This window comes from Streptomyces sp. CNH189, assembly GCF_000527195.1.
Map to the genome: position 1 here is coordinate 119975 of NZ_AZUS01000021.1, position 14609 is coordinate 134583.

The window sequence follows — 14609 nt, forward strand, 5'->3', positions numbered from 1 at the left end:
GGTCCCCTCCCTGGTTCCGCCCCCTGCGGAACCGAGGCGGGATCCTATCGCGCGGCGAGGGCGCGTTCGCCCGCCTGCCGCATGGCCTCCAAGGGGGCCGGTGACCGTCCCGTCATCTGTTCCACCTGGAGCACCGCCTGGTGCACCAGCAGGTCGAGCCCGCTGATCACGGCCCCGCCGTACGCGGACCAGCGGGCGGCGAGGACGGTCGGCCACGGGGCGTACAGCACGTCGAAGAGGGCCGCCGGGCGCTCGGGCACGGCGTGGGCGAGGGCGTCGGTGACGCCGGCCGGGGTGGTGCTCACGACCAGCGGGGCGTGCAGGGCCTGCTCGGCGTCGTCCCAGGCGGCGATCCGCACGGTGACGTCGAGCCGCTCCGCCCACTGCCGCATCTCGGCGGCCCGTGCCTCGCTGCGCACGTGGACGACGATCTCGCCCGAGCAGACGCGGGACAGCGCGGCGAGCGCGGAGGAGGCGGTGGCGCCCGCGCCGAGGATCGCTGCGGTGTCCACCTTGTCGATGCCGTGCTCGCGCAGGGCGGCGACCATGGCGGGGATGTCGGTGTTGTCGCCGGTGCGGCGGCCGTCCTCGCCGAGGACGACGGTGTTGACCGCGTCGACCGAGGCGGCGGTGTCGCTGACCGAGTCCAGCAGCGGGATCACGGCCCGCTTCAGCGGCATGGTCAGCGACAGTCCCGCCCACTCGGAGCCGAGCGTCTCGAAGAAGCCGGGCAGCGCCTGCTCGTCGACCTCGAACCGGTCGTACGTCCAGCCCTCCAGGCCGAGTTCGGCGTAGGCGGCGCGGTGCAGCACCGGGGAGAGGGAGTGGGCGATCGGGGAGCCGAGCACGGCGGCACGGCGGGCCCCCGGCATCAGTTCCCCCTCGACGCGTTGAACTTGTCGACGAGCTTCTGGTGCTCCTCGATGTTCCTGGCGAACTCGGTCTTGTCCATGCCGTCCGTGGCCACGAAGTAGATCCAGCCGTCCGAGGTGGGGTTGAGCGCCGCCTTGATGGCGTCGTCACCAGGATTGCCGATGGGACCGGGCGGCAGTCCCTTGTTGGTGTACGTGTTGTAGGGGTCGGTGTTGCTGTTGATCTCCGACTCGGAGATGTCGATGTTGCTTTGACCCTTGAGGTAGTTGAAGGACGAGTCGAACTGCAGCTTCTGGTTCGTCTCGGTGTTGGTCGGCTTCAGCCGGTTGTAGATGACCTCGGACATCTTGCGGAAGTCGTCGTGGGTCTTGCCCTCGGCCTGCACCAGGCTCGCGACCGTCACCAGTTCCCACGGCCCGTCGAGGCCGAGGCTCCTGGACTTGGCCTCGAAGTCCAGCGACTCGTACTTCTCGGTGGCACGAGCCACCATCTGCTTGAGGACGTCCTCCGGCGTCTGCCCCTTGGCGACGGCGTAGCTGGACGGGAACAGGAAGCCCTCCAGCGGGTCCTTCACGTCCGGGTGGTTCATGGCCCACGCGGGCAGGCCGAGCGTCTTCCACTTGGTCTCGGCGACCTTGGCGGTGGTGCCCTTCTTGACCTCCAGGCGCGCGTCGATGAGCTCGTAGACGGCTGCGTTGCGCTTGCCCTCGGCGATGATCAGGTTGTTGCGGCTCGTCGGGCTGAGCATCAGTTCGACCGCGCTCGCGGCCGACATCTCCTTCTGCATCGTGTAGACGCCGTCCTGGATGCTCTTGCCGTCCGGGTTGGCCGCCTGCGCCGCGACGAAGGCGTCGACGCTCTTGACCACGCCCATCTTCTTGAGTTCCTGGCCGATGGCGTAGCCGCCCGAGCCCTTGGGGATGGTGACGGTGACCTGCTCGCCGTTGCCCGACCCCGCGAAGTCCGGGGCGCTGCCGAAACGATCCTGGTAGAACTGGTAGCCGAAGTAGCTGACACCGGCCAGGCCGCCGCCGAAGACCACGACGACCACCAGACACGCCAGGCCGCTGCGTCGTTTCTTCTCCTTGCCGCCCCGGCGCTCCTTGCCACCCCTGCGGTCACCGCGTCCGCGCCGGTCCTCCGGCTCGTCGTCGCGGCCGTCATCGTCGTCGTCGCCGCCCGCGAAGAACGCGTGTTCGCCCTGGTCAGGCCCGGGATCCCAGTCCGTCTGCGATTCAGGTTCGGGCTCGGCGCGCCGGCGGCCGGGGGGCTCGGGCGGCGGGTAGGCCTCGGGCGCGCCGTAGTAGTCGGACTGCTCCCCGCCGTACGGGGCGGACGGCTGCTGGGCGTACGGGTCCACGGGGCCGCCGGCGTAGGGGTCCTGGGGGTAGGAGCCCGTGGGCCAGCCGTTCTGGTCGTACTGCTGCTGGGGCTGCTGCTGATGCTGCGGGTACTGCTGCTGGTGATGAGGCTGCTGGGGCTGCTGCGGCGCGTACTGCTGACCGTACTGGTCGTACTGCGGGTACGACTGGTCGCCGTATCCGCCCTGGTCACCGGTGCCCCAGTCGCCGTACTGCTGCTGCGCCTGCGGCTGCTGCGGGTACTGCTGCGCCTGGCCGTCGTAGGAGGGCTGCGCGGCCTGCCGGCCCTGCTGCCCTTCCCATCCGCCGTCCCCGTACAACGGGTCGTCCGGATGCCACGGTTCGGAGCCTTGGCCCCGGCCATACTCAGTCATCGATCCCCTAGAGCCGCGAGGCGGCGGCAGCCCGGCTTCCTGAAGACCGCGGCTCCCGTTCCGCCTCTCTTAGTGCGGGGCTGTTCGAACACCGCCCGCATCGCGCGGAACGTTACCGTATCGCGATCAGATGACCACTTCGACGCCCTCGCCGGGTGGTCTGCCTGACACCCGTTCGGATTCCAGTGCCTGCTGGAGGATGATCACAGCGGCGGCCTGGTCGATGACGGCGCGGCCCTTCTTGGACTTCACGCCCGAGGCGCGCAGCCCCTGACTGGCCGTCACCGTGGTCATCCGCTCGTCCACGAGCCGCACCGGAACCGGGGCGATCATACGTGCCAGCTCCTGGGTGAAGCCGCGGACCTTGGCGGCGGCGGGGCCCTCGCCCCCCTTGAGGGAGCGAGGGAGACCGACGACGACCTCGATCGGCTCGTACTCCTCGACGAGCTGCCTCAGTCTGCGGTGCGCGGCCGGGACGTCCCGGCCGGGGACGGTCTCGACCGGGGTGGCGAGGATCCCGTCGGGGTCGCAGGAGGCGACCCCGATCCGGGCGTCCCCGACGTCGACCGCGAGGCGGCGGCCGCGGCGCAGGGCCGGGCCGTCCGCCTGCTGGTGCGTGGGACCGTCGTTCACTTGGCGGTGTCCGCCACGAGACGCTCCACTGCGTCCACGGCCTCGCCGACGGCGGCCGGGTTCTGGCCGCCACCCTGGGCGACGTCCGGCTTGCCGCCACCGCCCCCGCCGAGGGTCTTGGCGGCGGTGCGCACCAGGTCACCGGCCTTGAGTCCGCGCTCGCGGGCGGCCTCGTTGGTGGCGATGACGGTGAGCGGCTTGCCGTTGACCGCGCTGAACAGGGCCACGACGGCGGCCCGGCCGCCCTGGATGCGGCCGCGCACGTCGAGCACCAGCTTGCGCAGGTCGTCGGCGGTGGTGCCGTCCGGGACCTGGCCGGTGACGACGGCGACGCCCCTGATGTCCTTGGCGGACTCGGCGAGACCGGCGGCGGCCTGGAGCACCTTCTCGGCACGGAACTTCTCGATCTCCTTCTCGGCGTCCTTCAGCCGGCCGAGCATGGCGGAGACCTTCTCGGGCAGCTCCTCGGAACGGCCCTTGAGCAGTTCGGTGAGCTGGTTGACGACCGTGTGCTCGCGGGCGAGGAAGTTGTAGGCGTCCACGCCGACCAGGGCCTCGATGCGGCGCACGCCGGAGCCGATGGAGGACTCGCCGAGCAGCTTCACCAGACCCAGCTGAGCGGTGTTGTGCACGTGGGTGCCGCCGCACAGCTCCTTGGAGAAGTCGCCGATGGTCACCACGCGGACCCGCTCGCCGTACTTCTCGCCGAACTCGGCGATGGCGCCCTGCTTCCTGGCGTCGTCGATGCCCATGACGTCGGCGCGCACGTCGAGGTCGCGGGCGAGCACCTCGTTGATCTTCTGCTCGACGTCCAGCATGACCGTGTGCGGGACGGCGGCCGGGGAGCCGAAGTCGAAGCGGAACCGGCCGGGCTGGTTCTCGGAGCCGGCCTGGGCGGCCGTCGGGCCGAGGGCGTCGCGCAGGGCCTGGTGGGTGAGGTGGGTGGCCGAGTGGGCGCGGGCGATGGCCTTGCGCCGGCGGTCGTCGATGGCGGCGTGGGCGCGGGCACCGACGGTGACCTCGCCGACCTGGACGACGCCCTTGTGGACGTAGACGCCCGGGACCGGCTTCTGGCAGTCGCGGACCTCGATGACGGCACCGGAGTCGGTGCGGATCCGGCCGGTGTCGCCGATCTGGCCGCCGCCCTCGGCGTAGAAGGGGGTGCGGTCCAGGACGATCTCGACCTCGTCGCCCTCGGTGGCGGCGGGCGAGGAGACGCCGTCGACGAGGATGCCGACGACGGCGGACTCGCCCGCGGTGTCCGTGTAGCCGATGAAGTCGGTGGCGCCGGCCCGGTCGGCGATCTCGCGGTAGGCGCCGAGGTCGGCGTGGCCGGTCTTCTTGGACCGGGCGTCGGCCTTGGCGCGCTCCCGCTGCTCCTTCATCAGGCGGCGGAAGCCGTCCTCGTCCACGGAGAGGCCCTGCTCGGCGGCCATCTCCAGGGTGAGGTCGATGGGGAAGCCCCAGGTGTCGTGCAGCAGGAAGGCCTTGTCGCCGGGGAGCACGGCGGAGCCCGCGGCCTTGGTCTCGGACACGGCGGTGTCGAGGATGTTGGTGCCGGCCTTCAGCGTCTTGAGGAAGGCGTTCTCCTCGGCGAGGGCGACCTTCTCGATCCGCTCGCGGTCGGTGATCAGCTCCGGGTACTGCTGCCCCATCATGCCGATGACGACGTCGATGAGGTCCTTGACGACCGGGCCGGTGGCGCCGAGCAGGCGCATGTTCCGGATGGCGCGGCGCATGATGCGGCGCAGCACGTAGCCGCGGCCCTCGTTGCCGGGGGTGACGCCGTCGCCGATGAGCATCACGGAGGTGCGCATGTGGTCGGTGACGACGCGCAGCGAGACGTCGGAGCTCTGGGCGTCGCCGTAGCGGACGCCGGTCAGCTCGGTGGCCTTCTCGATGACGGCCATGGAGGTGTCGATCTCGTACATGTTCTGCACGCCCTGCAGAATCATGGCGAGCCGCTCGAGGCCGAGGCCGGTGTCGATGTTCTTGCTGGGCAGGTCGCCGAGGATCTCGAAGTCGTCCTTGCCGGTGCCCTCGCCCCGCTCGTACTGCATGAAGACGAGGTTCCAGATCTCCACGTACCGCTCGTCGTTGACGGCGGGGCCGCCCTCGGCGCCGAACTCGGGGCCGCGGTCGTAGTTGATCTCGGAGCAGGGGCCGCAGGGGCCGGGGACGCCCATGGACCAGAAGTTGTCCTTCTTGCCCAGGCGCTGGATGCGCTCGGCGGGCACGCCGACGACGTCGCGCCAGATCTGCTCGGCCTCGTCGTCGTCCTGGTAGACGGTGATCCAGAGCTTCTCGGCCTCCAGGCCGTAACCGCCCTTGTCCTGAGGGCCGGTGAGCAGCTCCCAGGCGAGCTTGATGGCGCCTTCCTTGAAGTAGTCGCCGAAGGAGAAGTTGCCGCACATCTGGAAGAACGTGCCGTGGCGGGTGGTCTTGCCGACCTCTTCGATGTCGGGGGTGCGCACGCACTTCTGCACGCTGGTGGCGCGGTCGAAGGGCGGCTTGACCTCGCCGAGGAAGTAGGGCTTGAAGGGCACCATGCCGGCCGGGACGAGCAGCAGAGTCGGGTCGTCCGCGATGAGCGACGCCGACGGGACGACGGTGTGCCCGCGCTCCTCGAAGAAGCTCAGCCAGCGGCGGCGGATCTCGGCCGACTCCATCAGTGGTCCTCATTCCGGTTGTACGGGTACGTCGGGTACGTCGATTTCCGGGCCGGGGCCTCGACGTACGTGGGGCTGTTGCGGTTCTCGATCACGGCGCAGCCGCGGGGCGCGGGCAGTTCACGGTCGACGGGGGCGTTCAGCCCGAGCGCGTCGCCCAGTTCGGCCTCCCGCTGGGCCATGTTGTCGCGGACCTCGAGCGCGAAGTCCACCGCGCGGTCCTTGAGCCGGCCGCCCGCCTCGATCGCCTTGTTCGCCGCGGTGACGGCGAGGTGGTCGGGCTTGAGCTGCTTGAGCTTGCGGTTGACCTTGGTGGTGGCCCACACGCCGGCGGCGACGCCGGTGCTGAACCAGAACGTTCGGCGGAACATCGTCGGGTCAGTCCTTCTTTCCCCGGGTCCGCTTGTCGCGCCGCGCGCCCGGGACGGTGCGGCCCACGATCACGTCGCGCCGCGTCTTGGCGGGCGCGTCCTCCTTGCGGCCGCTGACGGCCCGGCGCACGCCGTAGCCGAAGGCGGCGACCTTGACCAGGGGGCCGCCGAAGGTGGAGGCCACGGTGGTGGACAGCGCGGAGGCGTTGGAGGTGACCTCCTGGACGTCGGAGGCGATCGCGTCGACCCGTTCGATCTGGGTCTGCGCGGAGCGCACCGCCGTGGAGGCGTCCGCCAGCAGGGGGACGGCCTGGTCGGTCACGTCCGCCACCAGTTTGGTGGTCGCCCGGAGCGTCTGGGCCAGCCTCGCCAGCGCGACGGCGAGGAAGGAGACCAGGATCGCCCAGAAGACGGCCACCAGGATTCCGGCCACCTCGCCACCGGACACTGTGTGCACCCGCTCCCTTGAAACGCGCCTGAACATCGAGAAAGTCGTGTCACCGAGCCTATCGCGCCGGTGGCGCGTCTCCGTACCGGATTAGTGTCCGGCACGGCCGGAGTTCCGCGCGGGGCGGGGCGAGGACGAGCCCGCCGCCTCGCCCGCCCGGAGGGGCGGGGAGACGACGGGCTCGGGATACCGCGTGCCTGCTGGGGTCAGCGGGCGTAGTACTCGACGACGAGCTGCTCGTCGCAGATCACCGGGATCTCCTTGCGGTTCGGCTCACGGTCCAGGCGGAACGCCAGGGCCTTGAGGTTCACCTGGAGGTAGCGCGGGATCTCACCGTCGGGGGCGAAGCCACCCTCACGAGCGATCGTGAAGAGGGTCTTCTCCTTGCTGCGCTCGCGGACCTCGACGACGTCGTCCGGGCGGACACGGAAGGAAGGCTTGTCGACCTTCTTGCCGTTCACCTGGATGTGGCCGTGCGTGACCATCTGGCGGGCCTGGTAGATCGTGCGGGCGATGCCCGAACGCAGGACCAGCGCGTCGAGACGGCGCTCGAGCTCGATGACCAGGGCCTCGCCGGTCTTCATCGAGGTCTTGGAGGCGCGCTCGTAGGCACGGACGAGCTGGCGCTCGGAGAGGTCGTACTGCGCGCGCAGACGCTGCTTCTCCAGCAGACGGACCTTGTAGTCCGAGTTCTGCTTGCGGCCACGGCCGTGCTCACCCGGCGGGTAGGGGCGGGCCTCGAAGTACTTGACGGCCTTCGGGGTCAGCGCGATGCCGAGGGCACGCGACTTCTTGACCTTGGGGCGGGACTGGTTCGCCACTTCTTTTCCTTTTCCTTTACGGCTGCCTCAGGGTTACGGGAGGTCGCATCCGCAGCCGGGGATTCCCAGCAGGTCCACGCGGGACGAGCTGGGCAGCCGCTCCCCTGGTCTGGGCACATACGTGCAGCACACGAACGGCCCACCGACCGGTCCCGGGACTTACGGGTGGTGGTGGGCTGCCCGCGACACCTACGGCGGTGCGCGACGCTCCTGGATCGAAAGATCCGGCTGGCCGTCCCGCCTGAGGCGCCGACCGGAGCCGGACACGGGACACAGCACTTCGCGTGAGTCTACAGGGTGCTCAGGACCGCTTGCGACCGAGGTGCTTCCTGGTCCACTCCACGGCGTCCGCGTACCGCGCCTCCGCGCCGTGCCGGGTGGGCTCGTAGTACTCGCGGTCCTTCAAGGCGTCCGGCGCGTACTGCTGGGCGGCGATGCCCTCGGGCAGGTCGTGCGGGTAGGTGTAGCCCTTGCCGTGGCCGAGCTTGCCGGCGCCCTTGTAGTGGCTGTCGCGCAGGTGGGACGGCACGGGTCCGGCCAGTCCCTTGCGCACGTCCTCCAGGGCGGCGCCGATCGCGGTGGTGGCCGCGTTGGACTTGGGCGCGAGGGCGAGGGCGATCGTGGCGTGGCTGAGGGTGAGGGCGGCCTCGGGAAAGCCGATCATGGCGACGGCCTGGGCGGCGGCGACCGCGACGGGCAGTGCGTTCGGATCGGCGAGGCCGATGTCCTCGCTGGCGGAGATCATCAGGCGGCGGGCGATGAAGCGGGGGTCCTCGCCGGCCTCGATCATGCGGGCCAGGTAGTGCAGGGCGGCGTCGACGTCGGAGCCGCGGATGGACTTGATCAGGGCGCTGGCGACGTCGTAGTGCTGGTCGCCGTCGCGGTCGTACTTCACGGCGGCCCGGTCGACGGTCTCCTCCAGCGTCGCCAGGGTCACCTCCGCCTCGCCCTTGTCGAGCGCGGCGCCGGCTGCGGCCTCCAGGGCGGTGAGCGCGCGGCGGGCGTCCCCGCCGGCGATGCGCAGGAAGTGGTCCTCGGTGTCCTCGGGGAGGGTGACGGCGCCCTTGAGACCCCGCTCGTCGGTGAGGGCGCGCCGCAGCAGGCCGCGGACGTCGTCGTCGGTGAGCGGTTCCAGGGTGAGCAGCAGGGAGCGCGACAGCAGCGGGGAGATGACCGAGAAGTACGGGTTCTCGGTGGTCGCGGCGATCAGGGTGACCCAGCGGTTCTCCACGGCCGGGAGCAGGGAGTCCTGCTGGGCCTTGCTGAAGCGGTGGATCTCGTCGAGGAAGAGGACGGTCTCCTGGCCGTACCCGCCGGAGGCGCGGCGGGCGCCGTCGATGACCGCGCGGACCTCCTTGACGCCCGCGGTGATCGCGGACAACTCCACGAAGCGCTTGTTGGTGGCCTTGGAGACGACGTAGGCGAGGGTGGTCTTGCCGGTGCCGGGCGGGCCCCAGAGGATCACCGAGGACGGGCCTGCGGGCCCCGTGGAGCCCTCGCCGACGAGTCTGCGCAGCGGGGAGCCCGGCTTCAGCAGGTGCTGCTGGCCCACCACCTCGTCGAGGGTGCGCGGGCGCATCCGGACCGCCAGAGGGCTGCCGGCCGGGTCCTTCTCCTGGCGTTCTTCTGCTGCGGCGGTGAACAGGTCGGGCTCCACCCTGAAACCCTAAAGCACCGCGCCGACAGCCCGGGCGGGCGGTCAGCTGGTCCAGAAGTCCCACCAGCGGGTCAGGATCAGCATGCCGATGATGCCGATGTGCAGCACCGGCATGACCCAGGTGAACTCGCCGAAGAAGCTCTTCAGCCAGCTCGGGGCGGGCAGGAAGCCCTTGCGGACGTTGAAGGAGGTCACGTACCAGAACATGATGATCGTGGCGACCCAGGCCAGGCAGCACCACAGGCACAGGGCGTTGATCCGGTACAGGGACTGGAACATCAGCCAGGCGCAGAAGCCGACGCCGAAGAGGGTGCCGGCGTTGAAGGTGAGCCAGTACCAGCGCGGGAAGCGGGCCCGGGCGAGCAGGCTCATGCCGACGCAGACCACGATGCCGTAGGTGACGAGGCCCAGCATCGGGTTGGGGAAGCCGAACACGGAGGCCTGGTCGCTCTCCATGACGCTGCCGCAGGAGACGACCGGGTTGAGGCTGCAGCCGGGGACGAACGTCTCACCCTTGACCTTGGCCTCGAGCAGCTTGAACTTGTCGAGTGTGATCACCCACGCGGCGAGGACGCCGGCGGCGCCGGTGATGATCAGGAGCAGCGCGAACGCCCGGCTCGCGCCCTCGGTGCGCGGCGCGGAGGCGGCACGCTGGTGCGGGGAGGGGGATTCGGGCTCCATGTCGACGTCCCTGACTGTCGTCTTGCTCATCACGCCGATTCCGTCACTGGTGAGTGGGGACCTGCTTCGGGCAGGGGCCATTGTGCCGTACGGCTCGGTGCGTGCGCCGTTGACCGTAAATAAGGACGTACACCTGTTCGCCCCGGGGCGCAGGGTTTCGGCCGACCTTCGTGGGGCGCCCGCACAGGCGTCCGGTCCCGGCTCCCCTTCCGGGTGGCGGCGGGGTGCGCGCGGTTGACGTCGCGAGAGCCGGGCCCCCTCGGGAGGGGACCCGGCGCCCGTGGAGCGGGAGTCTCAGCCGAGGCGGGACTCGAGCTCCGCCACGACCTCGTTCACGCCGACCGCGCTCTGCTCGCCGGACTCCAGGTCCTTGAGCTGGACGACGCCCTCGGCGAGGTCCCGCTCGCCGAGGATGAGCGCGTACCGGGCGCCCGAGCGGTTGGCCGCCTTCATCGCGGCCTTCAGGCCCTTGCCGCCGTAGGCGAAGTCCGCGGCCACGCCGTTCTTGCGCAGCTCGGTGACCTTCGCGAACAGCACGCGGCGGGCCTCGTCGCCGAGCGGCACGGCGAACACGCTGGTGGTGGCGGGCAGTTCCAGCTCGACGCCCTCCGCCTCCAGCGCCAGCACGGTGCGGTCGACGCCGAGCGCCCAGCCGACGGACGGCAGCGCGGGTCCGCCGATCATCTCCGACAGGCCGTCGTAGCGGCCGCCGCCGCCCACCGCGGACTGGGAACCCAGGCCGTCGTGGACGAACTCGAAGGTGGTGCGGGTGTAGTAGTCCAGGCCGCGCACCAGCTTGGGGTCGTCCTCGAAGGCCACGCCCGCCGCCGTGATCAGCTCGCGGACCTCCTCGTGGTACGCCTTGCAGGCGTCGCAGAGGTAGTCGCGCAGCAGGGGCGCGCCGGTGAGCTGCTTCTGCACCGACTCCCGCTTGTCGTCCAGGACGCGCAACGGGTTGATGTCCGCCCGGCGCAGGGTGTCCTCGTCCAGGTCGAGGCCGCGCAGGAAGTCCTGCAGCGCGGCCCGGTAGACCGGGCGGCACTCCTTGTCGCCGAGGCTGTTGAGCAGGATGCGGAAGTTCTGCAGGCCGAGCGAGCGGTACGCCTGGTCGGCGAGGATGATCAGCTCGGCGTCCAGCGCCGGGTCCTCGGCGCCGATCGCCTCGGCGCCGACCTGGGAGAAGTGGCGGTAACGGCCCTTCTGGGGGCGCTCGTAGCGGTAGTACGAGCCGGAGTACCAGAGCTTGACCGGGAGGTTGCCCGCCTTGTGCAGGTTGGCCTCCAGGGCGGCGCGCAGCACGGAGGCGGTGCCCTCCGGGCGCAGGGCGAGCCGGTCGCCGCCCTTGGTCTCGAAGGCGTACATCTCCTTGGTGACGATGTCGGTGGACTCACCGACACCGCGCGCGAACAGTTCGACGTTCTCGAAGCCGGGCGTCTCGATGTAGCCGTAGCCGGAGCCGCGCAGCGGGGCCGCGATCGCCTCGCGCACGGCGAGGAACTTGGCGGAATCGGGCGGCAGCAGGTCGTACGTGCCCTTCGGGGCCTTGAAAGTGCTCACGGAAGTAGTCGTCACATTCCTCGTCGGGGAGCCTGGGGCGCTCCCTGGCCGGCCGCCACCTGCCGCAGATACGGGTTGGTGGCGCGCTCCTGGCCGATGGTCGTCTGGGGGCCGTGGCCGGACAGCACCACGGTCGAGTCGTCGAGCGGCAGGCACACGCGGGCCAGCGAGTCGAGCATCTCGGCCATGTCACCGCCGGGCAGGTCGGTGCGTCCGATGGAGCCGGCGAACAGCAGGTCGCCCGAGAACATGACCGGCGGGACGTCCGCCGACTCGGGCAGGCCGAAGGTCACCGACCCCTTGGTATGGCCCGGCGCGTGCGAGACGCCGAACTCCAGGCCCGCCAGCCGTAGTTTCGCCCCGTCGGTGAGCTCCTTGACGTCGTCAGGCTCCCCCACCGTCAGCTCCCCCATGAGCGGCATGCCGAGGGCCCGGCCCATGCCCTTCTCGGGGTCGCTCATCATGTACCGGTCCTCGGGGTGGATCCAGGCGGGAACGTCGTGCGCTCCGCACACCGGGACCACCGAGGCGACATGGTCGATGTGGCCGTGGGTGAGGACGACGGCGACGGGCTTGAGCCGGTGCTTGCGGACCGCCTCCGCCACGCCGTCGGCGGCCTGGTGGCCGGGGTCGATGATCACGCACTCCTCACCGGCGGCGGGGGCGACGAGATAACAGTTCGTCCCCCAGGCCCCGGCGGGGAACCCGGCAATGAGCACGATCGTCCTTCGTTTGTGTCGGTACGGGAGGCTTGCGACGGGGCTGCGCCCGTGGTCAGAGCCTACCGGCGCTGCCGATTCCTCAGCGAACCCATATACGGTACGGGGCACACGCAGGCGGTCGGCTCACCGCACGTACGCACGCGTACCGGCCGGCACACGAGACGTATGAGGAGAGAACCCGGTGGTCAGCCAGGAGCAGCGGCGGCGTCAGCTCGCCCGGGAGAAGTTCTTGCGGCAGCAGCAGCGGCGTACCGAGGCGCGTCAGAAGGCGCGGGTCCGCAACGCGGTGATCGCGTCGGTGCTCGGTGTGGTCCTGATCGGCAGCCTCGCGCTGTACACGACCGGGGTGCTGAAGCAGGACGACGACAAGACCACCACGAGCGCGGAGGCCACGCCGGGCGCGGAGACGCCCAGCAAGGCTCCGGACCCGTGCGAGGAGCCCGCGAAGGGCGAGGTCGCGAAGAAGACCTGGAAGAAGGAGCCGGCGATGTCGATCGACAAGTCGGCGAAGTACACGCTGAAGCTGGACACCACCTGCGGCGCCATAGACGTGGCGCTGAAGGCGTCGGCGGCCCCGCACACGGTCAACTCGTTCGACTTCCTGGCGAACAAGGGCTACTTCGACCACACGAAGTGCCACCGGCTCACCACGAACGGCATCTACGTGCTGCAGTGCGGCGACCCGACGGGCACCGGCACCGGCGGGCCGGGCTACACCATCCCGGACGAGAACCTGAAGGACGCGAGCCTGAAGGACAACGTCTACCCGGCGGGCACGGTCGCCATGGCCAACACCGGCCAGAAGGACAGCGGCGGCAGCCAGTTCTTCCTGGTCTACCAGGACAGCCAGCTCCCGCCGAGCTACACCCCGTTCGGCACCATTTCGGACGCCGGTCTGAAGGTGCTGAAGAAGATCGCCGACGCCGGGGAGAGCACCGGGGCCGGCGACGGGGCGCCCAACGCGACCGTCGTGATCGACAAGGCGACAGTCGCCGCATCGTGAGCCCCAACTGCGTAATTTCGGTCGCGCGGGATGCGGACAGGCATCCCGTCGGTCGCCTATGTTGGCCGTGACGAAACTGTGGACGATGCCCGGGGGAGCACACAGGCCCCCTCGACGGCATCATGTGGAGGAGGCGCTGTGAGCAGCGACCCGTGGGGCCGCGTCGACGAGACGGGGACCGTGTACGTGCGTACGGCCGACGGCGAGAAGGTCGTCGGTTCCTGGCAGGCCGGCTCCCCCGACGAGGCGCTGGCCTACTTCGAGCGCAAGTACGAGGGCCTGGTTGTCGAGATCGGCCTCCTCGAGAAGCGAGTGAAGACCACCGACCTGTCGTCCAAGGACGCCATGGCCGCGATCGGCCACCTGCGCGAGCAGGTCGACGCCCATCACGCGGTCGGCGACCTGGCGGCCCTCGGGGCCCGGCTGGACAAGCTCGTGGAGCTGGTGGAGGCGCGTCGCGAGGAGCGCAAGGCGCAGCGGGCCCGCCAGTCCGACGAGGCGCGCCAGGCCAAGGAGGCGCTGGTCACCGAGGCCGAGGAGCTGGCGCAGTCCGACCAGTGGCGGGCGGCCGGTGAGCGGCTGCGGGCCCTGGTGGACACCTGGAAGGGCCTGCCGCGGCTGGACCGCAAGTCCGACGACGAGCTGTGGCACCGCTTCTCGCACGCGCGGTCGGCGTTCTCCAAGCGGCGCAAGCAGCACTTCGCGCAGCTGGACGCGCAGCGCGAGGAAGCCCGCCGGACCAAGGAGCGGCTGGTCGGTGAGGCCGAGGCGCTGTCGAACTCGACGGACTGGGGCCCGACGGCGGCCCGGTACCGCGAGCTGATGGCGGAGTGGAAGGCCGCGGGCCGCGCCCAGCGTGAGCACGAGGACGACCTGTGGAACCGCTTCCGCGGCGCCCAGGACGTCTTCTTCGCCGCCCGCGGCTCGGTGTTCGCCGAGCGTGACGCGGAGCAGGCCGAGAACCTCAAGCTCAAGGAGGAGCTGGCCGGCGAGGCGGAGAAGCTGCTGCCGATCACGGACCTGAAGGCCTCCCGGGCGGCGTTCCGCGCGCTCAACGAGCGCTGGGAGGCCATCGGCCATGTGCCGCGGGACGCCCGGCCGCGGGTCGAGGGCCGGATGCACACCGTGGAGCGCGCCCTGCAGGAGGCCGAGGAGGCCGAGTGGCGCCGGACGAACCCGGAGGCCCGTGCGCGGGCCGAGGGTCTGACCGGCCAGCTGCAGGCCGCCGTGGACAGGCTCAGGGGCCAGATCGAGCAGGCCAGGGCGCAGGGCAACACCGCCAAGGCGGACAAGCTGGAGCGCGAGCTGCAGGGTCGCCAGGCCCTGCTGGACCAGGCGCTGAAGGGTCTGCAGGAGTTCGGCGGCTGAGGCCGCCCGCACGGAAGGGGGCCGCCGTACCTTCGGGTACGGCGGCCCCCTTCCGTGTGTACCGCGTGTGT

At 70.6% G+C, this 14609-nt stretch carries 13 protein-coding genes; 2 read left to right on the plus strand and 11 right to left on the minus strand.

Annotation, left to right across the window (positions count from 1 at the left end):
• Nucleotides 1-44: 44 nt before the first annotated feature.
• The 11 genes from B100_RS0126210 to B100_RS0126260 all read right to left on the minus strand — a co-directional run bounded on the left by B100_RS0126210 (nucleotide 45) and on the right by B100_RS0126260 (nucleotide 12164).
• Nucleotides 45-872: a shikimate dehydrogenase gene (locus tag B100_RS0126210; RefSeq protein WP_024887381.1), complete on the minus strand. Its 828-nt coding sequence runs from the start codon at nucleotides 870-872 to the stop codon at nucleotides 45-47.
• Nucleotides 872-2608 (minus strand): endolytic transglycosylase MltG, encoded by a 1737-nt coding sequence (gene mltG, locus B100_RS0126215; protein WP_037723523.1) that lies wholly within the window; start codon nucleotides 2606-2608, stop codon nucleotides 872-874. Before mltG ends, B100_RS0126210 begins: the two co-directional genes overlap by 1 nt.
• 126 nt (nucleotides 2609-2734) lie before the next feature.
• The gene (ruvX, locus tag B100_RS0126220; RefSeq protein ID WP_037723525.1) at nucleotides 2735-3241 is read right to left on the minus strand and encodes a Holliday junction resolvase RuvX; all 507 of its coding nucleotides are present in this window, start codon (nucleotides 3239-3241) and stop codon (nucleotides 2735-2737) included.
• Nucleotides 3238-5910: an alanine--tRNA ligase gene (gene alaS, locus B100_RS0126225; protein WP_024887384.1), complete on the minus strand. Its 2673-nt coding sequence runs from the start codon at nucleotides 5908-5910 to the stop codon at nucleotides 3238-3240. Before alaS ends, ruvX begins: the two co-directional genes overlap by 4 nt.
• The gene (locus tag B100_RS0126230) at nucleotides 5910-6281 is read right to left on the minus strand and encodes a hypothetical protein (RefSeq protein WP_024887385.1); all 372 of its coding nucleotides are present in this window, start codon (nucleotides 6279-6281) and stop codon (nucleotides 5910-5912) included. The genes alaS and B100_RS0126230 overlap by 1 nt, the downstream gene beginning before the upstream one ends.
• A gap of 7 nt (nucleotides 6282-6288) precedes the next feature.
• Nucleotides 6289-6738, minus strand: coding sequence for a DUF948 domain-containing protein (locus B100_RS0126235; protein ID WP_106967097.1), 450 nt, complete (start codon nucleotides 6736-6738; stop codon nucleotides 6289-6291).
• Between the two features lie 197 nt (nucleotides 6739-6935).
• Complete coding sequence (gene rpsD / locus B100_RS0126240; protein WP_019523761.1) at nucleotides 6936-7550, minus strand: 30S ribosomal protein S4; 615 nt, start codon at nucleotides 7548-7550, stop codon at nucleotides 6936-6938.
• Between the two features lie 301 nt (nucleotides 7551-7851).
• Complete coding sequence (locus B100_RS0126245) at nucleotides 7852-9207, minus strand: replication-associated recombination protein A (protein ID WP_024887387.1); 1356 nt, start codon at nucleotides 9205-9207, stop codon at nucleotides 7852-7854.
• Between the two features lie 42 nt (nucleotides 9208-9249).
• A complete protein-coding gene (locus tag B100_RS0126250; protein WP_024887388.1) occupies nucleotides 9250-9918 on the minus strand; it encodes a vitamin K epoxide reductase family protein in 669 nt (222 codons plus the stop codon).
• Nucleotides 9919-10182: 264 nt separating this feature from the next.
• Nucleotides 10183-11445 (minus strand): histidine--tRNA ligase, encoded by a 1263-nt coding sequence (gene hisS / locus B100_RS0126255; protein WP_024887389.1) that lies wholly within the window; start codon nucleotides 11443-11445, stop codon nucleotides 10183-10185.
• A gap of 11 nt (nucleotides 11446-11456) precedes the next feature.
• The gene (locus B100_RS0126260; protein WP_024887390.1) at nucleotides 11457-12164 is read right to left on the minus strand and encodes an MBL fold metallo-hydrolase; all 708 of its coding nucleotides are present in this window, start codon (nucleotides 12162-12164) and stop codon (nucleotides 11457-11459) included.
• Between the two features lie 184 nt (nucleotides 12165-12348).
• Here B100_RS0126260 and B100_RS0126265 point away from each other — a divergent pair, with 184 nt between their 5' ends.
• Nucleotides 12349-13170 carry a peptidylprolyl isomerase gene (locus B100_RS0126265; RefSeq protein WP_024887391.1) on the plus strand — a complete coding sequence of 274 codons (822 nt, stop codon included), beginning with the start codon at nucleotides 12349-12351 and terminating at the stop codon, nucleotides 13168-13170.
• 138 nt (nucleotides 13171-13308) lie between these two features.
• Nucleotides 13309-14538: a DUF349 domain-containing protein gene (locus B100_RS0126270; protein ID WP_024887392.1), complete on the plus strand. Its 1230-nt coding sequence runs from the start codon at nucleotides 13309-13311 to the stop codon at nucleotides 14536-14538.
• The last annotated feature ends 71 nt before the right edge of the window (nucleotides 14539-14609 follow it).